Annotated in this window: 21 protein-coding genes and 4 pseudogenes; 17 read left to right on the forward strand and 8 right to left on the reverse strand. The window is 58.9% G+C overall.

The window, feature by feature from the left end:
* Positions 1-468: 468 nt before the first annotated feature.
* Entirely contained in the window at positions 469-1,122 is a 654-nt protein-coding gene (locus tag FPJ27_RS35930; protein WP_204426411.1) for a hypothetical protein, read from the forward strand.
* 240 nt (positions 1,123-1,362) lie between these two features.
* Here FPJ27_RS35930 and FPJ27_RS35935 read toward each other — a convergent pair whose 3' ends face one another.
* Positions 1,363-1,557, reverse strand: coding sequence for a hypothetical protein (locus FPJ27_RS35935; RefSeq protein WP_204426412.1), 195 nt, complete (start codon positions 1,555-1,557; stop codon positions 1,363-1,365).
* A 473-nt stretch (positions 1,558-2,030) separates the two neighbouring features.
* Between FPJ27_RS35935 and FPJ27_RS35940 the strand changes: the two genes are divergently transcribed.
* From FPJ27_RS35940 to FPJ27_RS35985, 11 genes and pseudogenes are all read left to right on the forward strand, one after another.
* Positions 2,031-2,483, forward strand: coding sequence for a hypothetical protein (locus tag FPJ27_RS35940; RefSeq protein ID WP_204426413.1), 453 nt, complete (start codon positions 2,031-2,033; stop codon positions 2,481-2,483).
* Between the two features lie 4 nt (positions 2,484-2,487).
* On the forward strand, positions 2,488-2,715 hold the full coding sequence (locus FPJ27_RS35945; protein ID WP_204426414.1) for a transcriptional regulator: 228 nt from the start codon (positions 2,488-2,490) through the stop codon (positions 2,713-2,715).
* Positions 2,716-3,319: 604 nt separating this feature from the next.
* Positions 3,320-3,574 carry a hypothetical protein gene (locus tag FPJ27_RS35950; RefSeq protein WP_204426415.1) on the forward strand — a complete coding sequence of 85 codons (255 nt, stop codon included), beginning with the start codon at positions 3,320-3,322 and terminating at the stop codon, positions 3,572-3,574.
* Between the two features lie 9 nt (positions 3,575-3,583).
* Entirely contained in the window at positions 3,584-3,763 is a 180-nt protein-coding gene (locus tag FPJ27_RS36735) for a hypothetical protein (protein WP_239483407.1), read from the forward strand.
* Positions 3,764-3,791: 28 nt separating this feature from the next.
* Positions 3,792-4,172, forward strand: a complete 381-nt coding sequence (locus FPJ27_RS36740; RefSeq protein WP_239483408.1) for a hypothetical protein — start codon at positions 3,792-3,794, stop codon at positions 4,170-4,172.
* Between the two features lie 85 nt (positions 4,173-4,257).
* Positions 4,258-4,668 (forward strand): transposase, encoded by a 411-nt coding sequence (locus tag FPJ27_RS35960; protein ID WP_239483412.1) that lies wholly within the window; start codon positions 4,258-4,260, stop codon positions 4,666-4,668.
* A 25-nt stretch (positions 4,669-4,693) separates the two neighbouring features.
* A pseudogene (locus tag FPJ27_RS35965) lies at positions 4,694-5,101 on the forward strand (IS6 family transposase); the annotation flags it as partial.
* Positions 5,102-5,153: 52 nt separating this feature from the next.
* Positions 5,154-6,404, forward strand: coding sequence for an IS256 family transposase (locus FPJ27_RS35970; RefSeq protein ID WP_204426416.1), 1,251 nt, complete (start codon positions 5,154-5,156; stop codon positions 6,402-6,404).
* Positions 6,405-6,438: 34 nt separating this feature from the next.
* Positions 6,439-6,777, forward strand: a pseudogene (locus FPJ27_RS35975) (DDE-type integrase/transposase/recombinase); the annotation flags it as partial.
* 479 nt (positions 6,778-7,256) lie between these two features.
* Positions 7,257-8,099 (forward strand): hypothetical protein, encoded by an 843-nt coding sequence (locus tag FPJ27_RS35980; RefSeq protein WP_204426417.1) that lies wholly within the window; start codon positions 7,257-7,259, stop codon positions 8,097-8,099.
* A gap of 285 nt (positions 8,100-8,384) precedes the next feature.
* Positions 8,385-9,668, forward strand: coding sequence for an IS256 family transposase (locus FPJ27_RS35985; protein WP_204420906.1), 1,284 nt, complete (start codon positions 8,385-8,387; stop codon positions 9,666-9,668).
* Between the two features lie 49 nt (positions 9,669-9,717).
* Here the strand turns inward: FPJ27_RS35985 and FPJ27_RS35990 are convergent, their stop codons facing one another.
* Entirely contained in the window at positions 9,718-11,043 is a 1,326-nt protein-coding gene (locus tag FPJ27_RS35990; protein WP_239483157.1) for an IS256 family transposase, read from the reverse strand.
* A 70-nt stretch (positions 11,044-11,113) separates the two neighbouring features.
* On the opposite strand from FPJ27_RS35990, the pseudogene FPJ27_RS35995 reads away from it, so the two are divergent.
* Positions 11,114-11,341: pseudogene (locus FPJ27_RS35995) on the forward strand (transposase); the annotation flags it as partial.
* A 122-nt stretch (positions 11,342-11,463) separates the two neighbouring features.
* Positions 11,464-12,456, forward strand: a complete 993-nt coding sequence (locus FPJ27_RS36000; protein WP_204426419.1) for an IS630 family transposase — start codon at positions 11,464-11,466, stop codon at positions 12,454-12,456.
* A 102-nt stretch (positions 12,457-12,558) separates the two neighbouring features.
* Here FPJ27_RS36000 and FPJ27_RS36005 read toward each other — a convergent pair whose 3' ends face one another.
* The 6 genes and pseudogenes from FPJ27_RS36005 to FPJ27_RS36030 all read right to left on the reverse strand — a co-directional run bounded on the left by FPJ27_RS36005 (position 12,559) and on the right by FPJ27_RS36030 (position 20,437).
* Positions 12,559-15,195 carry a glycosyltransferase family 2 protein gene (locus FPJ27_RS36005; protein ID WP_204426420.1) on the reverse strand — a complete coding sequence of 879 codons (2,637 nt, stop codon included), beginning with the start codon at positions 15,193-15,195 and terminating at the stop codon, positions 12,559-12,561.
* Positions 15,196-15,271: 76 nt separating this feature from the next.
* A complete protein-coding gene (locus FPJ27_RS36010) occupies positions 15,272-16,552 on the reverse strand; it encodes a hypothetical protein (protein WP_204426421.1) in 1,281 nt (426 codons plus the stop codon).
* A gap of 366 nt (positions 16,553-16,918) precedes the next feature.
* Entirely contained in the window at positions 16,919-17,956 is a 1,038-nt protein-coding gene (locus FPJ27_RS36015) for an IS630 family transposase (RefSeq protein ID WP_204421199.1), read from the reverse strand.
* A gap of 167 nt (positions 17,957-18,123) precedes the next feature.
* A complete protein-coding gene (locus FPJ27_RS36020; RefSeq protein WP_204426422.1) occupies positions 18,124-18,351 on the reverse strand; it encodes a transposase in 228 nt (75 codons plus the stop codon).
* Positions 18,352-18,654: 303 nt separating this feature from the next.
* Positions 18,655-18,990 (reverse strand): annotated as a pseudogene (locus tag FPJ27_RS36025) (IS5 family transposase); the annotation flags it as partial.
* Positions 18,991-19,426: 436 nt separating this feature from the next.
* Positions 19,427-20,437, reverse strand: a complete 1,011-nt coding sequence (locus FPJ27_RS36030) for a hypothetical protein (protein ID WP_204421655.1) — start codon at positions 20,435-20,437, stop codon at positions 19,427-19,429.
* Positions 20,438-21,601: 1,164 nt separating this feature from the next.
* On the opposite strand from FPJ27_RS36030, the gene FPJ27_RS36035 reads away from it, so the two are divergent.
* The 3 genes from FPJ27_RS36035 (at position 21,602) to FPJ27_RS36045 (ending at position 24,910) form a co-directional block, all read left to right on the forward strand.
* Entirely contained in the window at positions 21,602-22,051 is a 450-nt protein-coding gene (locus FPJ27_RS36035) for a phage tail protein (RefSeq protein WP_204421654.1), read from the forward strand.
* Positions 22,052-22,098: 47 nt separating this feature from the next.
* Entirely contained in the window at positions 22,099-23,322 is a 1,224-nt protein-coding gene (locus FPJ27_RS36040; RefSeq protein ID WP_204426424.1) for a phage tail sheath C-terminal domain-containing protein, read from the forward strand.
* 64 nt (positions 23,323-23,386) lie between these two features.
* Entirely contained in the window at positions 23,387-24,910 is a 1,524-nt protein-coding gene (locus FPJ27_RS36045) for a phage tail sheath family protein (RefSeq protein ID WP_204426425.1), read from the forward strand.
* Positions 24,911-24,928: the final 18 nt, after the last annotated feature.

Genomic DNA, 24,928 nt, shown 5'->3' on the forward strand with positions numbered 1-24,928 from the left:
CACCGCCAAGTGCGCGGCAAAAGATTTCGGGCCGCGTCCAAGGCCGCGCCCCGAAATCAGCGCGCTCGCGTGCTCGCCCGACTGCCCGCAAACACTATCGCGACGCCACCGCCGAAGATGTCTGCAGAAGGGGGGCCGCCCGGCCGGGTTGTCTCACGTCCAACTGTCGCGCCGTTACCACGGCGCGTCCGCTGTCCCGCGGGCGAAGCCCGCCGGGTTTCCAAAGGGGCTTTGCCCCTTTGGGCACGGATATGTGGGCGGAAACGTTAGTTTCCGTCTACATATCTATCGTGCCTGCGGACGCAGCCCTTCGATTAGGGCGGTTTCAAGACCTAACAATCCCTGTCCTGAAACGACGATTGCCGTCCGATCCCGGCTAAACCCTCCGGAATGCGAAGCTTTTCGAACATTGACTAACGATTTGCTGTGGCTCTACGATCTGTGGACCATCTCTCACGGTTGATTCATATGACCACCCTCACGCTTTCGCAAGACCTGCTGAACCTTGCTACCGGAACAGAGCACCGCTCCAAGATGGCGCGGTTCCGCGAGATGTTCGATCTCGTCCGCGTCGCGCTCGATGCGGGTGTGCGTCATCTCGCGATCCGCGATGCTCTCGCAAGGCATGGCCTCGAACTGACGGTGACAACGCTCGATGTGATGATTTCGCGGGTGCGCCGTGAGCGTGCGATTCCCCTTCCGCGCGATGCACGGCAGGGCGCAGGGCGGCCGGCCTCGCCTCGGACAACGCCGGCACCCGATCCCGTTGCCGCGACGCCGGTAACCGTAGAGGCAGATGCGAACGCGTCGGTGCAAACGGCCGGGGGCGAACCTGCGCGGCCACGGCACACGCTTGAGGAAATGGCCGCGCCAAGCAAGCCGAACGTGGCGTTACCCGACGACTGGCGCACCGGCGCGCTGACGTACGAACAGCGCAAAACGTTGACGCCGGCGCAGCGTCAGGAACGCGAACGCGCCATACAGGCGAGGTTCTTGGCAAATCCGTTAGCGGGATATAAACCGGGGCAACCTCTTCCGCCGCTGACGCCGGACGAGGCCGCTCCGCGTGACGACGCAGGCGCACGCGCGACGCCTGACGGCTCGGACACGGGTAAGCTGTAGTCGGCAGGACGCTGCGGGCGCAAAAAAGTCGCACCGGCCAATGCTGGCCCAGGCGGCTCGGTCGTGTCAGGCCGCGCCCGGATCGTACCCGGGCAGCAGCGCTATTTACATATCAGACACGTACGGTGCCGCTCGCAGGAGTGGCGGAAGCGCTCGAGCGGATAGTCATTCTGGTCGGCCGAAAGCGGGTCAACCGACCACCGACGCGCTTCACTCCGGAATCCGACACAGCGGCGTGTTTTAATGCGCGCCGGTCACGGCGGCGATCGCGATCTTCGCGACGTGCGCGATCCCACCGAGCACGCCAGCGGCAACCAGCAGACCAAGCTGGATCAGGATGGCCCACTTGAGGATCTTGCCGGGCACCGCTGCAAGCCGGTCGTACCAGGTTATTTGGCGCACCATCACCACATACTTGGTCATGTCGTTCACCATGAAAGGATTGAGATCGGGCGCGCCTAGGCAGGGCTCTCCGCATCAAAAATGCATTTCGAGCAGCCACTACGCCCCACTACATAGTGTATTACATAAAGTCTCGACAACGACCTGTTTTTGTGTAACGAAAAGTGCTATCGTCCTGCCCATGAAATCCTCGAAACCCAGGATTGGCCGGCCACCGATTTCAGAAGAGGATCGCTTGGTCGGGCGATCGATTCGCTTAACCGCTGCCCAATGGGCAAAGATTGACGCGCACGGCTTGGCCTGGCTCAGAAGGCTTATTGATCGCGCCCGGCCACCGAAGCCTGAGCGGCCAGATGATGGTCACCAATGACGCTCACGTCCATTGGCGAGCCGAGATGGTTCTCTCTTCGATCATCGGCGTCGGGATCCCCATGTACGTGACCCGCGTCTTTTGACGTGCCGTACACTGATATGTATGGAGCAAAGTTGCGACGCTTGAGGGTGAGATGCTGATTCGCGAGCAAGGCCGATCGATCAAACTGATCCGTACTATGCGTGGTGTAGGTGCGCGCCGGCTCCGGCAAGTCGTGATAGGCGCGTTTCGCGCAGACGAAGATGTGCCTCCGGAGCTGCTCGAACAGCTGGATCGCAACGAGCGGCGTGAGCTATCGGTATGGCTTGGCGCCTGGCGCGACAGTCAGGCAATGGCACAGGTTCGGTTGGTTCTTGCCAATGCGCCCGGGCGATTGGACGAGATTGTCACTGCGCTAGACGCAGCTGCAGGCTCGCTGTCGACGGCCGACACCGATATGTTGTGGGACAAGCGACATGTGATCGCACGCAGTCTTCGACGCGCCGGGCACCCTCGCCTGAAGCGTCGACCACCCGCCCTGCAACCCATACCTGGTCAGCTAGACCTGATCGACATACTTGCCGACGAGCAATATCAGTTCGAGTGAATCGATGACCAGGAAAAGGAAGCTGCAGGATCTGACCCAGCAGGAGCTTCTGCGCCTCGCGATGGCCGAACTGGGCATGACCCGCGCGCAGTTCGCGGCGCGCATCTGCGTGCCCGGTAGGACGCTGGACAAATGGCTGCTTCCGTCAGATTCGCATGACGCCAACCCCATGCCGGCGATGGGTATCTCGTATGTACGCGACCTTCTCGAGTGGCATAGGAAAAGCACTTGAATATCCCTTGGAGGGATATACAATGAAATCTCCATTTACGTCGTGATCCGTGAGCGATGCGGTTTGACCGAATTCACGGCTCCGTGCGACCTTCTGGAGTCAACTGAGATGCGAAAGGGTTGTATAGCAATACTGACAATGGTCCTGCTGTCCGGGTTCGTACAACCCGCCCTTGCCCATGGGTATGGATATGATCGTCACGCTGGGTCAGTTGCGGGCGGCGTCATCGCGGGCCTGGTTGGCGGCTTGCTTTTGGGTTCAGCCCTCGCTGCGCCCCCTGTTTATGCGGGGCCGCCCGCGATGTATGGAGCACCGGCGCCTGTCTATGTGCCCCCGTACGACTACGCTGGCCCTGGCTGCTATTGGCGCAACGTACAGGAGTGGATCGGATACGGCTGGTCGTTGGTTCCCCGCCAAGTCTGTTACTGATATCTTTGACTGGCGAGTTATTCGGCATCGCCCGACGTGAATCTGGTCGTGACGCCCCGCGTCGCTGCACCTTCTTTCTACGAGAAGGCACGCCATAGGTCGGCCGACTGAACGAGCATTGGGCCACGAGCCGTTCGTTGCGAACCAAGACACGTTTTTCGGAAAGAGGACAGCGATGGCGATTTCACTCAATGAGGCCAAGGCGATCTACCGCCAAGCAATCGACTCGCGGGCCACCGACCGCGAGGGAGCGGCTTGGTGGGATGAGGTTGCTGATGAAGTTCGTGACGTCGTCGCGGCACGAACGATCGGCATCGCCGCGGACCTGATTGCGTGGTGGCATCGGGACTGGGCATGCATTGACGATACCCGGCGTCAGGCGGCCACACGTATTCGCGACGCGGCCCGATCAATGCGCCTTCCAGCATAGGAAAACGCGATGCCGATGCTGACTCGCCAACACTACAAACGCTTGCGGTTTTACTGGCAGGGCCGGGCGAATGGTGGTGCCGGGAGGACTGACGGCATTGACCTGGATCTCGCTGCACTCGGGATGGTGGAACGCGTCGAGCGCTTCGGCCACGGCGTCTACTTTCGCATCACACGAGCGGGTGAGTAAGAGCTTGCTGCCGAGAAGGCGCGCGAGGTTGAGCGACGCCAGCGGCATCACACTCTGGCCGGCGCGCTTGGCGCAGTGGCGTCAGAGTCAGGGTCGTGTGACGTGGCAAAACATCGAATTGCTTGTTGACCTCAATCACGGTGGCCGGCAAGCGATTCGTCCCGACGTGTTCTCCGTTGCTGCCACCTACGACGAAAAGCGGATCAATCCGTGTGTCGATGAAGTGAAGGTCAGTCGTGCGGACTTTCTCGCGGACGTGGCTCGCCCGGAGAAACGGGCCGGGTACGGGAAGATCGCGGAGGTGTTGTATTACGCGGCACCGGCCGGGATGATCGAGCCGTCCGAGGTGCCGGAGGGATGTGAACCGCTCCGGGAATGTAGGAGACTTCGGATCTTGGCTGTAACGTAAGCCCCCGGCGAAGTCATCTTGAAGGCGGGCATCGAAAGCAAGGAGCATCGTGTCCATTAAAATTTCTGATGGATAGGTGTACATGATGACGAAGGCAACGCCACTTGACGACCAGCTTCGCCCGACCGGGGGACGTCGGCGACATAGCAAGGAATTCAAGGAGAAGGGGATCCGCGCGGCGTTGCAGCCGCACGTGTCGATTGCGGCGGTGGCGCTGCACTACCGATTGAATGCCAATCTGCTGCGTCGATGGCACCTGCGGAGTCTGTCGAAACGAAGGACGTTCCTGCCGCATTCGTTCCGTTGCAACTCGATGCACCGGCTAACGCATCGGGTTCCACCGACATCCAGATCGAAATCCATCGGGGCACCGCGACGGTCACGGTGCGCTGGCCAGTGTCAGCGGCCGGCGAATGTGCGACGTGGTTACAGGACTGGCTGCGATGATTCGCATCGATACCATCTGGCTGGCGACGGAGCGGCAATGTCAAGTTGAAGGCGTGGCTGGGTAGAATGGCGGAATGAAGAAAAAACGCTCGCCATATCACGGCTTCCGTTTTCCGGCTGAGGTCATCAGCTGCGCGGTGCGCTGGTACCATCGGTTCAACCTGAGCCTGCGTGACATCGAGGAGTTACTGCTCGAGCGCGGCGTGGTGGTCACGTACGAATCGGTGCGTAACTGGTGCGACCGGTTTGGCACGATGGTCGCGTGCCGGGCCAGAGCAGTGCGACCGCGGTCGGGCACGACATGGCATCTCGACGAAGTGTTCGTGAAACTGCGCGGGGAGCCTTTCGTCTTGTGGCGCGCGGTGGACGAGCACGGCATCGAACTGGACGTGCTGCTGCAAAAGCGTCGCGACACGGCTGCCGCGAAACGCTTATTCGAGCGGATGCTGCGCTCGCACCCGGTACCCCGGAAGATCGTCACGGGTCTGTCAGTAATTTCGTGTTCAAGGCATAACATGCTCGTAAGGAGACGTTATGCCACGCAAACCGAAGACCAAGCCGGCCGACCTGCCGGCGATCCCTGCCGAACTGCTTGAGCAGTTCGGCAGCGGCCCGATGACGGCCGAAGCCATCAACGCGGCGACCCTGGCCCTCAAGAAGGCCCTGATCGAACGGGCGCTGGGCGGCGAGATGAATCACCATCTGGGCTACCCGCCAGGTGCGTCCAAGCCGGCCACGGTGAGCAATCAGCGCAACGGCACGGGCGCCAAGACGGTGCTGACCGAGGGCGGCCCGATCCGCATCGAGGTACCGCGCGACCGTGACGGCAGCTTCGCGCCGCTGCTCATCCCTAAACACGAACGACGCTTCAAGGGCTTCGACGACAAGATCGTCGCCATGTACGCCCGGGGCATGACCGTGCGCGAGATCCAGGGCTTCCTGCTGGAGCAATATGCGACGGACGTCTCGCCCGAGTTCATCAGCTCGGTCACCGACGAGGTGATGGCCGAAGTCACCGCCTGGCAGGCCCGGCCGCTCGATCCCATGTACCCGGTGGTGTTCTTCGACGCGCTGCGGGTCAAGATCCGGGAGGATGCCGTGGTGCGCAACAAGGCCGTCTATCTGGCGCTGGGGGTTCTGCCCGACGGCACGCGTGACATCCTGGGCCTGTGGATCGAGAACACCGAGGGTGCCAAGTTCTGGATGAAGGTGTTCAACGATCTCAAGACGCGCGGCGTGAACGACATCCTGATCGCCGTGACTGATGGCCTCAAGGGCATGCCCGAAGCGCTGGCGGCCGTGTTCCCCGCGACCACGCTGCAGACCTGCATCGTCCACCTGATCCGCAACAGCCTGGATTACGCGAGCTGGAAGGACCGCCGTGCGCTGGCGGCCGCGATCAGGCCGATCTACACAGCCCCGAGTGCAGAGGCCGCGCAGGCCGAGCTCGATGCGTTTGCCGACGGCCCGTGGGGGCAGCGATACCCCACCGTCAGTGCCGCCTGGCGCAACGCCTGGGATCGCGTGATTCCGTTCTTTGCGTTTCCGCCTGCGGTACGCAAGGTGATTTACACGACGAACGCCATCGAGAACATCAACGCCCAACTACGCAAGATCATCAAGACCCGTGGCCACTTCCCGAGCGACGAAGCAGCAACAAAACTCATCTGGCTGGCGCTGCGCAACATCACGGCCGGTTGGAGCCGTGCCGCTCACGACTGGAAGCAGGCGATGAACCAGTTCGCTATCCTCTACGCGGATCGATTCGTTCGACCGTCCGTGTGAATCTCAACCTCGCCTTGAACACGGAAATCCTGACACTCCCATCGTCACCGACCAGCTGCGCAGCTACCCGGCGGCAAAGGCAGAGATTGCAGCACTCGCGGGCGTAAAACATGTGTTCGTCAAGGCAGCCGCCCGGGTCAACAACCGGGCGGAGAACAGCCACCAGCCCACGCGCCGGCGTGAACGGGCGATGCAGGGTTTCCGTGATCCACGCCGCATGCAGCGCTTCCTGTCGAACTTCGGACCGATCCGGCAACACTTCGCGTTGCCCCGTCATCGCATGGACGCTGCTGCTCACCGCGCCCAGTTGAAGGAACGCCTGGACTGCTGGTATGGCTGGAACGCAATCGACCTCGTCTGCCGTGCACGATAATCGGCAGGAATCCTACGCACTGCCGATTCTCGTGGACATCCACCGCCAATTTGACAAAGCCGCGTCACGCGTTACGGCATCGACCTCACCGACTGACGCGCTGTTCTCATCCTGATTGACGCGCGGCATGCCTCACGTGCCGGCGTCAATCAACAAACTGAGCCAGAGGCACGACATTACGACACAACATTTTTGAGAGTTTCCTGAAGGCGGCGTAGCCCGGTACAAGAGCAACCCACGGCGCCGAAAGGAAGGTGTCAAGCATTGTTCGACGCTGGACAACAGATAATTAATTTTTTATAAATGTGCTGGAAAAACGGTTGGCTTCCACTATGCTTTTTTTGCAGGCCCTCAGGTGGATTAACCTGTTTTGTCACTACCGGTGGGCGGCGACGTAGGGCAGCTCGATCATGTGCAGGTAATGGGTGCTTGTCAGCTTGCCCCTGCCAATCCATGTATGCCTCGATATGGAACTCGCCATGAAACGTCTTCTTGCGGTCATTTTCACGATGATTTTTTCGGCGTTTATGCAGCCGGTATTAGCACAGACGTGCAATAACGCCAGTCTGAACGGTAAATATGTACTGTCCGGACAGGGAGACGCGTATAACGTTTGCCTGCTGGGCATTCTCTGCCTGGCGCATTCGACTATGTCGACGACTGGCTACGTTGTCGCTGATGGCAATGGCAATATTACTTCGGCACGGTTGTTTCAGGCGACTAACTCGGGTGTGCAAGATTCAGGCATCGTTCAGAGCGCGGGCACTTATGCGATTACTGACTGCGGTAACGGAACGTTGAACCTGACACTGAACGGTCAAGCGTCCACCTATAACCTGGATGTGAACGATGTAGATACGGGTGGGCTGGCACACAGTGGCGCAGTTCTCGATGCGGACGCTGGTTATGACGAAGCCTTGCAGATGGTGCGTACGGTCGATCCGTTGGGGGCCAACGCGTGTGGCAGCGGGTTTTCGCTCAATGGCATCGCGACCAATGGAATCGAACAGGGGCACGATACTCTGGGTAATCCCGTATCGACCATCGAGTCGCTGACCTATAACAATGGTGCGATCTCCGGCACCGAAAAGACGTCCACGCCGACCGGTTTCACGACCGCAGCCATTTCCGGAACGTATTCGATTAATTCGGACTGTACGGTCCGTCTTACGCGAACGATTAAAGGAGTCACGACGGCTGGCGTCCATGTCGTGACCGGTGGGGATCCCAATGTTGCGGAACTTCCGCACGTTACTGTATGGCAAGGCGATTGGATCGCGCCTCATCAGTCGACACTTCCTCCTCTTCACCCGACATGGTGAGGCTGTCAGCGGGGAGCGGCGTTAATGGAATGGACGCCCTCACCCGGTCACCCGGCGCTCAGGCTCGTCGATCCGTGGCGAGCACCCATCTAGACGGGGTGTCAACGGGCGGCGTAAAGGAGCCAGGAGCAATCGTCAAGACTGGTGTACGCGGGTCGGGCGGCATGATCGAGCTAATGTCGGAAGTGGTGTACGGCGGTGTGGAGCGGAATCGGCGGGAGGCGGTGGCGATTGCAGGAGAATGTTGCTTTCCAAGGTAACGAACCCAGCAACCAATCCACCACCATGGCGAAACGTAATCGGGAAGCGAACGACAGTCAAGCAACGGAAACAGAATTCAAGGGGCCCGTCGGCCTGGACGAGTTGATCCAGCAAGGCGCGCGGCAGATTATCCAGCAAGCGATCGAGGCGGAATTGAAGGCATTGCTCGAGCAATATTCGAACGTGAAGACGCTGGACGGCCGGCGGGCGATCGTGCGCAACGGCTATCTGCCTGAGCGAGACGTTGTCACGGCAATCGGACCGGTAACGGTCCAGGTGCCGAAGGTCCGCGATCGCTCGGGCTCGGGGGTAAAGTTCAACTCGGAGATCGTGCCGCCCTACGTGCGCAAGTCGCCGCGTGTGTCGTCGGCGCTGCCGTGGCTGTATCTGCGCGGCGTCTCGACCGGCGACATGAGCGAAGCGCTCAGCGTATTGCTCGGCGACCAGGCGAAAGGCCTGTCGGCAAATACCGTCATTCGTCTCAAAGCGATCTGGGCGGACGAATTCGCGCAATGGAACAATCGGGACTTGTCGGCGGCCCGCTGGGTCTACTGGTGGGCCGACGGCATTCATACTGGGGCGCGCAGCGAGGATTCCGACGGGCAATGTCTGCTGGTGATCATCGGCGTGAAGCCAGACGGCAGCAAGGAACGCGTCGCGCTCGCCGACGGCTACCGCGAGTCGAAGGATTCGTGGGTCGAGCTACTGCTCGATCTGAAGGCTCGCGGTCTACAAGCCGGCCCACTGCTAGCCGTCGGCGACGGCGCGATGGGCTTGTGGGCGGCACTCGAGGAAGTGTTCCCGCAGACGCGGCACCAGCGCTGCTGGTTTCACAAGATCGGCAACGTGCTCAACGCGTTGCCGAAGTCGCAGCAGGGCAAGGCCAAGGCCGCGCTCGCGGAGATCTGGAACGCCGCGACGCGCGCCGATGCGATCGTCGCCTACGATCAGTTCGTCGCGACCTATACGGCCAAATATCCGAAAGCTGTCGAGAAGGTCACGAAGGATCGCGACGAGCTGCTCGCGTTTTACGACTTCCCGGCCGAGCACTGGCAGCATGTGCGCACGACGAATCCGATCGAGTCGACCTTCGCGACGGTCCGCCACCGCACGACCCGCACGCGAAACTGTCTGTCGCGCGCGACCTTCCTCGGCATGGCCTTCAAGCTCATCGAAGCAGCAGAGGAATCATGGCGCCGCATTCGCGGTGTCGACAAAATCGAACAGATCTTGAACGGCGTGCCCTTCAAGGACGGAACACCGGTGACCGAGAGCACACCGGCTCCTGCTCAACCGCTTGCCGCTTGATCATGCTGCTCGACTGTCGTACACCACATTTGACATTAGCTCGGCATGATCAGGCGGCTAGCGCTTGAGGAGCCGGTGTGCTTTCCATCACCGGGGTGCCGTCCTTGAAGGGAATGCCCTTCAGAAGCGGTTCGATCCTGTCGACGCCGCGGATCTTCCTCCAGGTCTGCTCGGCCGCTTCGATCAGCTTGAACGCCATCGCGAGGAAGGTCGAGCGCGACAGACAGTTGCGCGTGCGGCTCGTGCGGTGGCGCACCGTCGCGAACGTCGATTCAATCGGATTCGTGGTCCGCACGTGCTGCCAGTGTTCGGCCGGGAAGTCGTAGAACGCGAGCAGTGCGTCGCGGTCTTTCGTGAGCTTCTCGACGGCCTTTGGGTACTTGGCCGCGTACGTGTCGACGAACTGGTTGAACGCGGCGATTGCGTCGGCTCTTGTCGCGGCATTCCAGATCTCGGCGAGCGCAACCTTGGCCTTGCCGTGCTGCGATTTGGGCATGACGTTGAGTATGTTGCCGATCTTGTGAAACCAGCAGCGCTGGTGCCGTGTCTGCGGGAACACCTCTTCAAGCGCCGCCCACAGCCCCATCGCGCCATCGCCGACGGCAAGCAGCGGCGGCGCCTGCAGACCTCGTTTCTTCAGATCGAGCAGCAGCTCTTTCCAGGATTCCTTCGATTCGCGATAGCCGTCGTTGAGCGCCACGCGCTCCTTGCTGCCGTCCGGTTTCACGCCGATGATCACCAGCAGGCACTGCCCGTCCGAATCCTCTGCGCGGGCTTGCGTATGGATGCCGTCGGCCCACCAGTAGACCCAGCGCGAGGTGGACAGGTCGCGCTTGTTCCACTTCTCGTACTCTTCTGACCAGGCGGCCTTCAGGCGGCTCACGACGCTCGCTGACAGCCCTTTAGCCTGTTCGCCGAGCAGCTCGGACAGTGCGTCGCCCATGTCGCCGGTTGAGACTCCTCGCAGGTACAGCCACGGCAGCGACGATGACACGCGCGGCGACTTGCGCACATAGGGCGGCACGATCGTCGAATTGAACTTGATGCCGGAGCCCGAACGATCGCGGACCTTCGGCACCTGAACGGGCACCGGACCGACTGCCGTGACGATCTCGCGCTCTGGCAGGTACCCGTTGCGCACGACAGCGCGCCGGCCATCGATCGTCTTCACATTCGAATACTGTTCGAGCATTGCCGCCAGTTCCGCCTCGATTGCCTGCTGGATGATCCGCCGCGCCCCTTGCTGGATCAGATCGTCCAGGCCGGGCGTACCCTTGATGTCTGCTTCTGTTGTTTGACTGCCGCTCGTATCCTGCGTAAGTTTCGCCATGGTGGTGGAGTTCGATTGAGGAAGTGTTACCGTGAGAAGCAACATTCTCCTTCAATCGCCACCGCCTTCTCCTGCCTCAACCCTACGCCGCATACACCACTTTCAACGATAGCTCGTGTTCTACCTGCCGTCGTATAGCCCCGAGCTGAACCCCGACGAGATGATTAACGCCGATCTGAAGGCGAGCGTCACCCGGCAGACTCCGGCCGGCACCAAGGGACATCTCAAGAAGGCTGCCATCAGCCATTTGCGTCGCCTCCAGAAATCGCCGCAGCGTGTCGCTCGTTACTTCATGCACAAGCCGGTTCGCTATGCGGCTTGGCTCAAGTTCACGCATTTCTGATCAATATTATTCCGAGAGAACATGAACCCGACAACAATCCGGAAAAATGTATCAAAAAATAGCTTATATTGATTCGAAACATTTGATCTTGAAATTGGAAAATAAGCCCTCACGTTTTGAGCATGGAAAAACGAGACATGAGATCGCTTCCACGCGAAGCGCGCGAAGAACGGCGTCGACAGGTGATCGCCCTCCGGGAAGGCGGGATGACCTACGACGAGATCGCCCAACTTACCGATCTGTCGCGAACGGGTGTGTTCGATATATGCAAGCGTTACGTGCAGGAAGGCACGGCAGCCTTGCGTGACAAGCCGAGCGGGCGTGCCGTCACCCAGAAGCGCGCCCTGACGGAGCAACAGGAGATCGAGGTGCGTGTGTTGATGCGCGATCAAATGCCGGATCAGTTGAAGATGCCGTTTGCGCTGTGGACCCGCCACGCCGTGCGGGAGTTGATTCGACAACGTACGGGTCGCACGCTCACGCTGCAGGGCGTCGGTCTGTACTTGGCACGCTGGGGCTTTACGCCGCAAAAGCCGCTGAAGCGGGCGTACGAACAAAAGCCGCAGGCGGTTCAGACGTGGTTGAACGAGACGTATCCGGAGATTGCGCGCCGTGCGCAGACCGAAGGTGCGGAAATCCAGTGGGGCGACGAGACGGGCTTGCGTTCCGACGATGTGCGCGGGCGCTCCTACGCGCCGATCGGCAAGACACCCGAGCGGCGTGTCATGAGCAAACGCGAAGGGCTGTCGATCATGTCGACCGTGACGAACCGCGGCCAGGTGCGCTGGAAAGTGTTCGAAGGCGCGATGAACGCCGACATCCTGATCGACTTCTTGAAGCGACTGATCAAAGACATGCGGAGCAAAAAGGTGTTTCTGATCCTCGACAACCTGAAGGTTCATCACGCCAAGCTGGTCAAGGCGTGGCTGGCTGAACATGCCGACAAGATCGAAGTGTTCTACCTGCCCTCGTACAGCCCGGAGCTCAATCCCGACGAGATGCTCAACGCCGATTTGAAGGCCAGCATCACACGCCAGGCTCCCGCTCGGACCAAGGGGCATCTGAAGAAAGCCGCTATGCAGCTTGATTCAAGATCAAATCTTTCTGATCAATAGTTGGATACAAGAGCCGGCCGGCTCACGAAATCACGGGGTTTTCATTGGGGTACGATGTCTCGACTTTGCTTCGTGGGACGATAAGTGGGACGACCGGGGTATTCATGGGCCATCTGCATGTTCGTGAAGGGAATTTAGGGGAGACGGAGTTGACTCCTGCATTTCTGCACGCGGAGCGGGGCACGATTTGCGTGTGACTGAAACGAAAACAAGCGCGGCGAGATAAGGGGTGGAGAGAACGATCAATGTTCCGATCCATGTACCTATCTCGACCGGCAGCGGCATTCGAATCAGGATTAGCGCAGCGGCGCTAAACCATAGCAGTCCGGCCAGAATAATTTCCGGCATCAGAGTGCGATAGTGGCGAGCGGGTAATCGTGGGCGACCCTTTTGCGTGACGACAAAGCTGTGACGGGTGCGCGCGCAAGCAGCCCAAATTCCGGCACCCGCGCCATAGGAAACTGCGATACCGGCCATCACCGCACCTAATGTATCGGGCCAGGAATTCGTCACATGCCTTCGTACGATCCAGATGCTGATCGCGAACCTGATAATGGGGGCCGCGACAGCGAGTGCGAATGTTGATGGTATCGGGAAGTCGACAGTTGTTGGCATCAAGCAGGCGGCAATAGTCCAGCCGACAGCAAGCAGCGTGCAGAGCAAATGAAATGCGTCTGCGAACCATGGGAGCCATCCGGTGAGATAGATAAAGCGCTGGCTCAAGGTTAGTCGACCTGGCAAGAACAGTGTCAGAACGTGTCGTCTTAAAATCTGGGCCGCGCCGAGTGCCCAACGGCGGCGCTGGGAACGAAATGCCGCGAAATCCGTTGGTGGCAAGCCTCGCCCATAGATTTTGTCAATATACCGACTTTCGTAACCTTTCTGTGCAATGCGCAGCCCCAACTCAGCATCCTCAGCAATAGTCCATTCGCTCCAGCCACCAAGCTGGCGCATGACGCTGGCCCGAATCAGTGTCATCGTTCCATGCTGAATAATGGCGTTATGTTGATTGCGCAGATGCATGCCGATGCGAAAAAAAATATCGGACTCACATGATATCCAATTTGCCAGCCTTGAATTGGCACATTCTCGATGGGCTTGTGGTACTTGCACGAGACCGACTCTTGGGCAGCCGAAGTGGGCAACAACGTTGTTTAACCAGTTTGGCACGACAACGTAGTCCGCGTCGACTACACCAATCAGTTCGGCATCGGAACGGGTGTGGGACAGCGCTAGATTGAGCGCCTGGGCCTTGAATCCCGGGCAGATTGGCACATGCCAGAAGCGGAATGGCGCACCTTGGTCAAGCACCCATTTTTTGATCGGTCGCCAAAGTGTGTCGTCGCTAGTATTGTTGCTGATCACCAGTACTTCGTAATTGGGGTACTGCAATGCCTTGAGGCTGCAAAGTGTGGCAATGACGACGTCAGGTGGCTCGTTGGCACATGCGAGATGAAGGCTGACGACTGGGGTTGGTTGCCCAAGGTGAAGCGGAAGGGGGGTGAAAACACGTTGGAAGGGGTGGGGGGACGAGATTTGTAGCGCCTCCCAGAGGAGTAGCAGAATGACTGCGATGTTTAGGCACAGGATAGGTACAAGTGTCCAGTGAGCGGCCGTGGAGAATGGTTCATAGCGCCCATCGTCGATATGAGCGTAGCCGATAACGAGGCTTGCAGCGCCAAATAAGATGATGGCGAAACCGAGTCTCTCTCGGAACGGGCGTGTCCGATGGTGCAAACAGAATAGCCAGACTAGCAGGCTAAAGCCCGCCAACGTGTGCTTACCCCATCGCTGAAATACGTATGTGCCACTGCGCTCATGACGAGTGACGAGCTTGAATTGTCCCGCATCATCGTAGATACCCCAGTACTTGCCGGCGCGTCCTTCCATTTGCCCTTTCCAGCGTTGATCATAGGCCTCCATGACATAATATTCGGTCGACTCGCGCCGTGCCCGATCAGCAAATTGACGCAGAAAGAATGATTGATTATGAGGAGATGCTACAGCCCCGCCCTGTGGAAGCCCCGCTGATGGCCAGCCTACTTCCGTCACAACTATTCGTTTGCCGGGGAAGGCACGTTGCAGATCGTGGAGCCGCGCAAAGGCAAAGTCGCAGGCCGCATGAACGTTGACCTTGTCCCAGTACGGGAGAAGATGAACAGCAATGAAATCGACGTGACGTGCGAGTTCTGGATGGTCGAGCCATGTTCCCCATGCTTGGGCAGTTGATACAGGCACCGATGTAGCACGGCGGACTTGGTCCAGTCGGTGGATCAGCTCGGTTTCGTCGACCGACTGAGTCAGAAATGTTTCATTGCCAATTAGTAGTCCTCGTACATTGCTGAACCGACTAACTACCTTGAGGAGGGTCATAATCTCGCGAGTGTCATGAGCATCTTGACCACTCAACCACGCGCCGGCGAGAACTGTCATATGTTGATGTGACGCTGCCGCGATGACAGCGGGCAGGCGTGCTGTCGAGTAGGTTCGTAACCGGCGTGTGACATGCGATATCTGCACAACGTCTTCGGCGATTTGCACATCGGTCGGATACCGCGATATCAAGGGGCTCTGGCCGCTGCGGTAACGTTCGTAATCCAGGCCGGAAATGGATTGAGGCCAGTCAGGTGCATCGATTCGATCTCCGAGTTGACACCAGGCATATGCGACGAGCATATAGGCTGTTACCGTAAGGATGGTGGCGATACCGCATGCGGCGAGGCGATTCGCGATCGTCATGGGAGGCGGAGGTGCGAAGAGATAGGGGGGGCAGCCCGAACTCTTGGACTGCGTTCCCCGATGTGTTCTACCAAAACTACTTGGTCTGAGTGATGAAGGCGTGCCAGGTCAGGTTTCCATTACCTTGGGTTGTTTCGCTTGCGCCAGCAATGTATCCGGCGTCAGTAATGCATGAACTGCCGGAGTTTGCGCCGCCGCTCTCGACACCGAGGTCAATCGGCATGCTGTTGCCTGGTGTCCAACTGTAAGCGTGCATTTGCCCTGTACTTGAGGTCTCACTCTTGCCGACGACGACGGCAGGACTCCCCCCGCTTCCGTTGATACACGAAACCTGTGTGACAGCGCCGCCGAGCGTTCCAATTGCTTGTCCGGTGGTATTACCTTGCGCAGGATTCCAATAGAAGCCACGTGCCTCACCATTGACTTTGTATTGCCCGGCGACTTGGCCATTTGAATTCAAGGAAACCGCCCAACTTCCGGCGGTTGAATGTCCGTCAATCGCGCCAAGTGCAACTATAGCGGCAGTGTTTGACAGCGTGGGCCAAAATACTGCATGGTCTATTCCATTCGAGTCGGTGCAAGTACCCGTCGCTTGAGCTGCCGCGTTGACAGCCGCGATGTTGCACGGCCCCGCTCCCAAGCCCGGTAACGGGGTGGCGATGTAACCCAAAAGTGGGTCGGACGACCACGCCACGGCGACCTTGATCTGGTCACCGTTTGATACGCGCTGAAGGCAGGTGCCGACAAGGTTTGCGGGGTGGTTGAGTGTGGCATTGCTAAGCGTTGTTCCGGAGCAGCCCTCCCAACCCAATCCGAGGAGGCCAGGCAGCGGGAGCTCATGTGGTGCCATGGATCGCCCGCTGGGTGTCCAAAGGACGGCACGCGGGCTACCGCCATTGGATTCGGTGCCTATTGCCCAAGCGTCCGCATTGATTGCTTGAACCGATGCGCCCGTTGCCAAGCCGGCGGGACTCAACTTGATCGGTGTTCCGCCGGCAGCTGACCATAGAGTGGGAGATTCGGCTCCCGTCCCGTCGTCACACATTCCAACTACCGTATTGGCATCATTGAGTGCGACAACATCGCAGCGACGACCTGCGCTCAGAGCAGGCAGGACTCGGACGGTTCCATCAAGGGTGCGAATAAACTCTTCGTCGTTACCGGTTACGGTATCTACACAGTTTCCAACGACGGAGCCAGCATTGTTCACACCGACGGCCCAACACAGTTGGGTGGCCGGTAGGGGAGCAATATCGGTCAGGGGCGCGGCATGCGTTGGACTGAACATCGCCATCGAAATAACTAGGAATGCTAATAAATTAAATTTATAAATTTCGAATGGATGAAAGCTTTTCATGGAATCCCCCTGTTGACGGACAAGATTGAGTAGCGGACACGACAATGACGGATATAGAAAGTACCGCTTTCCGAGAGCCTACCTACCTCGCCGGCACGGTAGCTTCTAGGAAGTCGTCCGCGGCGCTGGGTCAATTGATATGGCTAGTAAGTCGTTACGTCCATTTCCGGATCTGTAGCTCCCCTTATAGCTGGTTCAAATCATTCGCGTTTCCGAAATTCAAGGGTGAGCGAGCCACCTCTCGCGAGGCCTCTCCATTGTAGGAAAGTAATGACTAGATTCAAGGGGAATTGTTGTGATTGATGCAACACTGTAAGGTAGGGACCAAAAAGCAGAAACTATTGATCAGAAATATTTGATCTTGAATCAAGCTGCATAGCGGATGGGTTTATGCATGAAATAACGAGTAACCCGTTGCGGCGACTTCTGAAGCCGTCGCAAATGGCTGATAGCGGCTTTCTTCAGATGCCCCTTGGTCCGAGCGGGAGCCTGGCGTGTGATGCTGGCCTTCAAATCGGCGTTGAGCATCTCGTCGGGATTGAGCTCCGGGCTGTACGAGGGCAGGTAGAACACTTCGATCTTGTCGGCATGTTCAGCCAGCCACGCCTTGACCAGCTTGGCGTGATGAACCTTCAGGTTGTCGAGGATCAGAAACACCTTTTTGCTCCGCATGTCTTTGATCAGTCGCTTCAAGAAGTCGATCAGGATGTCGGCGTTCATCGCGCCTTCGAACACTTTCCAGCGCACCTGGCCGCGGTTCGTCACGGTCGACATGATCGACAGCCCTTCGCGTTTGCTCATGACACGCCGCTCGGGTGTCTTGCCGATCGGCGCGTAGGAGCGCCCGCGCACATCGTCGGAACGCAAGCCCGTCTCGTCGCCCCACTGGATTTCCGCACCTTCGGTCTGCGCACGGCGCGCAATCTCCGGATACGTCTCGTTCAACCACGTCTGAACCGCCTGCGGCTTTTGTTCGTACGCCCGCTTCAGCGGCTTTTGCGGCGTAAAGCCCCAGCGTGCCAAGTACAGACCGACGCCCTGCAGCGTGAGCGTGCGACCCGTACGTTGTCGAATCAACTCCCGCACGGCGTGGCGGGTCCACAGCGCAAACGGCATCTTCAACTGATCCGGCATTTGATCGCGCATCAACACACGCACCTCGATCTCCTGTTGCTCCGTCAGGGCGCGCTTCTGGGTGACGGCACGCCCGCTCGGCTTGTCACGCAAGGCTGCCGTGCCTTCCTGCACGTAACGCTTGCATATATCGAACACACCCGTTCGCGACAGATCGGTAAGTTGGGCGATCTCGTCGTAGGTCATCCCGCCTTCCCGGAGGGCGATCACCTGTCGACGCCGTTCTTCGCGCGCTTCGCGTGGAAGCGATCTCATGTCTCGTTTTTCCATGCTCAAAACGTGAGGGCTTATTTTCCAATTTCAAGATCAAATGTTTCGAATCAATAATCGCAAGCGAATCGCTTTCGTTTACAAGCCCAACTCCTGCGTCACGCCGGCCGCTGAACCAGCCTCCACAAGGCGTCGCGGACTTGTGTATAACGCGTGTCCTTGACCGCTCAGGCCTGTTGGGTGGCAGCTTTTGCTTCCTCGTCGGCCTTCATTGCCGATAGGACCTGCGCCCCATACTGCTTGCGCCAATTCGACAACTGGTTCGCATTGACGTTGTACCGAGCCGCCACCCTCGATATCAATTCGTTCGACGTGAAACTCTCGCGCACGATCATCAACTTCTCTGTCAGCGTCCAACGTCTGCGGAGCTCCGTCGGGTCCTTCAGCGATTCCATTGGCAGTCGCTTAGCATGAGTCGATAACACGGTCTTTCCCCCCAGTCGTTAGTTTCAGTTCAGTACCGTGATCCACTAGTTTCGGAGAGGCCTTCAATCACCGCATGGAACTTATATAATCGATAACCACCACTTACTCAATGAATCAATAATCGTCATCATTTCTCATTTCAAGCGCGAAGCTGCACGCCAACGCGATGCCGAGCTCACACTAATTTCATGAATTCCGCCGTTAGATTGACATCAAGTGTCGAATTATGTCGTGAACTTGCAAACACTAGGTCCTGTTCACATTCTCACAAGCGGTCCGATTTTTCGAGCGCCGGCCGAATGCTGGTGCGCACGTACGATGGTCAAGTCGATCAACACTTGTTTGATCTTCGTCTCGTCGGACAAGGCGTGCGCCACGTGTTCCCAGAGACCTTTGCGACGCCACCGAGAAAAGCGCATGTACACGGTATGCCATCGGCCGAACTCTTTCGGAAAATCGCGCCACGGGCAGCCTGTTCGGCCGATCCAGAGCATCGCTTCGACAAACCAACGATTGTCGGCCGCCGTTCGCCCTGGATTGCCTTCCTTGCCAGGCAAGACGGATTCGATTCGTACCCATACATCGGTGCTCAATAACGTTCGAATCATCTTGACCCGCTCGCGCAAAAGACAGGATGTAAACAGAAGCACATCAAGCTAAAATGTACGAGGATTGTGGAATTGTGGCAACTATGTATTCCAGAATTTACCAATGGCGAACAATCGATTATAATATTTGCTAATTCCTCGACACATTCTTTCATTTTATATCCGATTAAATTTCAATCGGCTTTATCAAATTGGAGTGGAAGCCGGTTGAAATGATGCGGCGGCTCCGGTTTTTCTAGACACAGATTTGGGGTAAAACGCATCATCCAAACTGGAGTCTGAGATGTTGAAGAAGGTAGACCTGCAGGGAGTTGCGCTGGCGGCGACGGAGGGAGCGCGTAGCGCGACCGTAGACGCCGCCAGCACCGCCGAATTCAAGCGGACTCGGGGCGCTGATTGGGGCCGCGTCTTCCTTCGTGTCGATGCGCGGCATCAACTATTGCCCTAAAACGGCTCTGAGCACCTGAATCCCTGCGTTCATCGCGGGATTATCCGATCGGGCCGAGATGACGTGTCCTGCCAGGCGTTGCATGACGAGATTGCAGCCTTCCAGCAACATAAAGACCTGTGCACCGAGCGTGGCCAGCGGCGAGGGTACGACAGTCCCGGCATCGTCAAACAGGGTGGCACCGGCGGGTGCCTGGTTCGACGCACACGTCAACGTATCCAGGGAAGCGGGAATGGCGGCGCCCCCGAGCGCAAGCTTCATTTGCCCGGCCTGATCGTAAGTCACCAGGCCGTCGTATCGCGCATGAACGATCGCGACTTGCTGCAGACCGGCGGCTTTCATTTTTCCGGCATTCATCGCCGGCGAGCGGCGTGTATAGGAGGAATCGCCCGTTGCCTGGAAGTCGCGCCTGATCTCGGTCACCGCGCCGGGCATGAACAGTGAAGCCTGTAGCGCTGTCTCACTGAGCAGGCTCACGCCGGATACGTCGATCCAATTATTGAACACCTTTCCATTCAGCAAGGTCGCATTTTCAGGTCTGGCGAGCTCGGAGATGGCGGTCCCCGATGTCGCGCCTCCCATGGATGCACCGAACAGCGTAATTTTCTGGATGGAGGGCCATTTCAGGAGCGCCCATCTTGCCGCATAAATGAGATCGTAGGCGCCTTGCAGAATGGGGAATCCCTGATCGTCCCGGTAATCGATGGTCATTGTCGCAGTGCCGACTTGCGTAATGCTTTGCGGATTGCCCGTTTGCATGTACCCATAAAATACATTGCGCCCCTCGTGGTGCCCGTGAGCAAAGATAACCAACGCGCCGGGCGCATCACCGGGTTCAACGGCGTAATCGCCCGCGAGGTATGTGCCGTCCTGCGTCACGAACGTCAACCCGGTGGGTCCAGCGGCAAAGACAAGCCGGCTCAGTAAAAAACAGCCCATCATGCCTGCTCGCAAAATCCGGAGCCAGGCCCGGGGAATTGCTTGTCCGTGCTGTTTCATTTTTTATCCCGATAAGCAAATAAAGGTAACAAAATTTCAATCGATCACGTCGCGTGCGGCAACTTCCTTCAAGACAAATGTATTGGATGCGATTGATTGGTGTGTTATCGAGTCGGATAACGATGATCTCGTAAAGGTGGGTTAATCCATGTTTTATGGGGTATCAAGGGAAATCATTCGTCCCTGTCAGGCGCGCAACGAATATTCCGAATGAGCGCTCGCTGAGCTTTTTCAAAAAAAATATAACCGGCTGGCGATTAAAGCAAGGCAAAAAATGGACTCCGAACACGCGTCCGAGCTCAACATTGCCCCTTGCCATGCTCGGTGCGTGGGCATGCCCGCGCCGGTCGGGCGCCGAATGGAGCGGGAACGCGGCCTGGCCTAGGCACGTGCACCGTGCAAGCGGCTCCGAGTTGGTGCGAGTGACCGGTGCTCGCTGCGGTTGAGGGGTGAGGTCTGCGCCCATCGCGCGACCGAAATGTGTCGCCCAAACGTTTTGTGAGCGGTCACACGTGCGCACCGCAACGAACGGCTGCGGATCCACGGCGACCAGCCAGGCGGGTGACGTCTGTTGGAGCTTGATATCGAATAAAAAAACACACGAAACAATCGGAAAAACAATTTATTTTCGGAATATGGGGCCATAACAACCAAAACCGGATGTGGCTGACCAGGCGCATGCCTGGATGAGAGCGTGTGAATCCAGCCGGGTGGTCGTGTCGATAACCTATTGATTTATTGTGGTTTTGTGTCTGTCGCCAAAGGCGCTGGAGCGCCGTCGGTGCGCGATGCAAGCGAGCGCAATGGGTGCGGATCGGCCGGTCTGAGGGGGCGGAAATGGCCGGAAATTCCGGAAATGAATTGCACTATCGTCTGGGGTCAGATTTGCCTAGCATGGTGTGACGATATGGCGGTGCTGATGACCGGTGATCGGAACGCGAGCGTTGAAACGGTCGAACGGCGAGGCATGTCTGCGCGAGCAGCCAGGCTGTCAGGTCGAGGGGAGGGACCTCTTGCTGGAGGTGAGGGGGGGTACAGGTAGTACGGAGTCCGAAAGAGTAATTGGCGTGGAAAGTGAGCCTTGTGCTGCCGCTGGCGGCCGGTGGCGAAACGATGGTGATCCGCTGCGCGAGCAAGCGCGGCATTTGAAGAGGAGCAACAAAAATGGCACTCGATGCGAAGACGATGGGCAACACGTATCCGATTCCGACGTACCGGTTTGTGGTGTCGGTAGGCAAGGACCAGATGTGCTTTAGCAGCGTGTCGGGTCTGGACCAGTCGGTGCAACTGGTGAAGTACCAGGACGGGTGCGGCAACCTGTACCAGATGCCGGGTCAGGTGGAGCCGCTGACGATCACGCTCAAGCGCGGGGTGATGCCCAAGCAGAGCCAGCTGTACACGTGGGTGAATTCGATCACGTTCAACCAGGTGGAGAAGAAGGATCTGTCGATCAGCCTGACGAACGAGACGGGCTCGGTGCTGCTGGTGACGTGGAGCGTGATGAATGCGTTCCCGACGAAGTGGACGGGTCCGAGCTTCGATGCGACGAGCAACGAGGTGGCGTTCGAGGAGGTGAGTCTGGCGGCGGACCGGCTGTCAGTGCAGTTCCATTGAGCGGCACCGGGTTGAGTTGAACGGGATACGGATTGAGAGAGGGAATCATGGCGGATTACAAGGTACCTGGGGTGTATGTGGAGGAGCCGTTCGGACTGTCGCTGTCGATTCAGACAGGGCAGACGGCGGTGCCGGTGTTTGCGTTTGCGGCGGCCACCAATTGGGGCGGTGCAATTGGCGACCCCGCCAAAGACAAAAATTGCGTGATCAACGCCACCGGGGTGACGGAGCTCGAGTCGTGGCTGGACGTGACGACGGTGCGGCAGCAGTTCTGGGACAAGGCGTACGCGGCGTCGACAGGGGCAACGCCAGACGCGAAGAAGACTGATGCCGATAAAGCCGGCCAGGCTTTCGACAACGCAGTGGCGAAGGACGCGCTGTACCAGTCGCTGCAGCTGTATTTCCGCAATGGCGGTGGTCACTGCTATATCGCGCCGGTGGGGTCACTCGAGGCACTGGTGCCGGCGCTGGACGACGTGACGCTGCTGGTGCAGGCGGGGACGGGTCTGCCGGAATTCAGCGGAGAGGTTGCCAAGCTGTGCGGTGTCGGCAAAACGTATTTCGCGATCTATGACGGCCCGAACAAGGAGCTGAAGACTCCGGCCGACGTAACCGGTGTGCAAGGTTACACGGAGAATCCGTTTGCCGCGGTGTACTACCCGTGGCTGACGGTGTCGGGCAAGGACGGCCCGGTGGATGTGCCGCCCAGCGGGGCCGTGGCGGGGGTGTATGCGCGTGTAGACCGCGAACGTGGTGTGTGGAAGGCGCCGGCAAACGTCGAAATTAACGGCGCGACCCCGAAGTACAAGGTCTCGGACGCGGTGGATGCGGAATGCAATGCGCCGGCCACGGGTGGCCGATCGTTCAACGTGATCCGTGCGTTCCGTGGTACGGGCCCGTTGATCTGGGGCGCGCGCACGCTGCAGTCAAACCAGGGGACGTGGCGGTATGTGCCGGTGCGACGCCTGTTCAATGCGGCGGAGAAGGACATCAAGACGGCGATGAGCACGGCGCTGTTCGAGCCGAACAGCGCACCGACGTGGGAGCGCGTGCGGGGGGCGGTGGAGAGCTACGTGCACGGGCTGTGGCAGCAAGGTGCGCTGCAGGGGGATACGCCGACGCAGGCGTATTTCGTGCAGATCGGGCTGGGGACCACGATGACGCAGGACGACATCAACAACGGCAAGATGAAGCTGAAGGTCGGGCTGGCAGCGGTGCGGCCGGCGGAATTCATCGTGCTGCAGTTGACGCAGGACGTGGTGCCGGCCTGAGACGGCACGGCTGGCCGGACGGCGCCGCACGGCGCCGCCGCTCACACCTATTTGAGGAAGGATCATGAGCGAAACGTATGCGGTGCCAGGGGTATATGTGACGGAGAGCAACGCGCTGGCGTTGAGTATTCAGAGCGGTGAGACGGCGGTGCCGGTGTTCGTGGGATTTTTCAATGCGATTCACCCGGCCAAGGCGGGTGCCCCGCTGGCGTGCGTGCGCATTGAGAGCTGGCTGGATTTCACCCAGCAGTTTGGGCCCTCGGACCGGATCACGGTCGATCTGAAACAAGGTCACCTCCATTCGACGTCGTATATGGGCTCGTACAGCGTGCGCCTGTACTTCGAGAACGGTGGCGGGCCGTGCTACGTGCTGAGCCTGGATCGCGACCGTACGGAGAAAGGGGATTCCCGACAGGCAGTGATGTCGCAGATCGGGCCGGCGATCGAACAGTGCCCAGACATTACGCTGCTGTGCTGGTGTGAGCATATCGATAAGGTCAATACAGACGTAAAGCAAGACAAAAAGATTGATACGGCGGTCTATCAGGAGTTGGGAAAATTGCTTGGCGCGAGCGCAACCTCGGGCGGCAACCGCGGGATGTTTCTGCTGGCCGATGCGGGGGTGACGGGCGATCCCGAGAAGCCAGGTGACTGGACGATCAGCGCGTCGTTGTCGGTGGCAGATACCACGCAAGTCGCGATGTACTTTCCGTCGCTGGTGACGCGCTATGTCGCGGACTTGGCGAGGTATGTCGATCATGCGGTGGTAGTGACGGGCTTCACGTCTGACCAACTGGATCAATTGACCAAGGTCGGGGTTGCCCTGCGTGACGACCAGCAATCGACGACGCTCGACGCACTCAAGGAGAAAGCTAAGGTCACGGAAGTAGGAACAATTATCACCGCGGCAAACAAGCTGCTGGACGCGGATCATCTTCTCAAACTGTCGCAGGACGCCGAACCGGTGGTGCTGCGCGCGAGCGTGGCGATGGCGGGGGTGTATGCACGCGTGGATCGCGAGCGCGGCGTGTGGAAGGCGCCGGCGAACGTAGGACTGGTGGGCGTAAAGGATCTGGCTGTCATGGGGCTGCATGAAATCAAAAAGGACCATACCGAACAATTTGTGCGACCGATTCGCGTGGACGAGTCGCTGAACGCGAAGCTGGTCGACGCCAAGATCAATGCGATTCGCACGTTCCGCGGCCAGGGGGCGATGGTGTGGGGCGCGCGCACGATGGTCGATCCGCACCAGACGAACTGGCTGTATGTGCCGGTGCGTCGACTGTTCAATACGGTGGAGCGGGATGCGCGCGCGGCGCTGCGCACGGTGGTGTTCGAGCCGAACAGTGCGGTGACCTGGGAGGCGGTGCGCGGTGCGCTGGACCACTACCTGAATGCGCTGTGGCGCCAGGGTGCGCTGCAGGGCGACACGCCGACGCAGGCGTACTTCGTGCGAGTCGGGCTGGGCACGACGATGACGCAGGAAGACATCACGGCCGGCAAGATGATCGTCCGGATGGGGCTGGCGGCGGTGCGCCCGGCGGAATTCATCGTGCTGGAGTTGACGCAGGACGTGGCGACGGCCTGAGGGACGAGGTGGCCGGAC

The organism is Burkholderia sp. MS455 (assembly GCF_016899445.1).
Taxonomy (GTDB): domain Bacteria; phylum Pseudomonadota; class Gammaproteobacteria; order Burkholderiales; family Burkholderiaceae; genus Burkholderia; species Burkholderia pyrrocinia_C.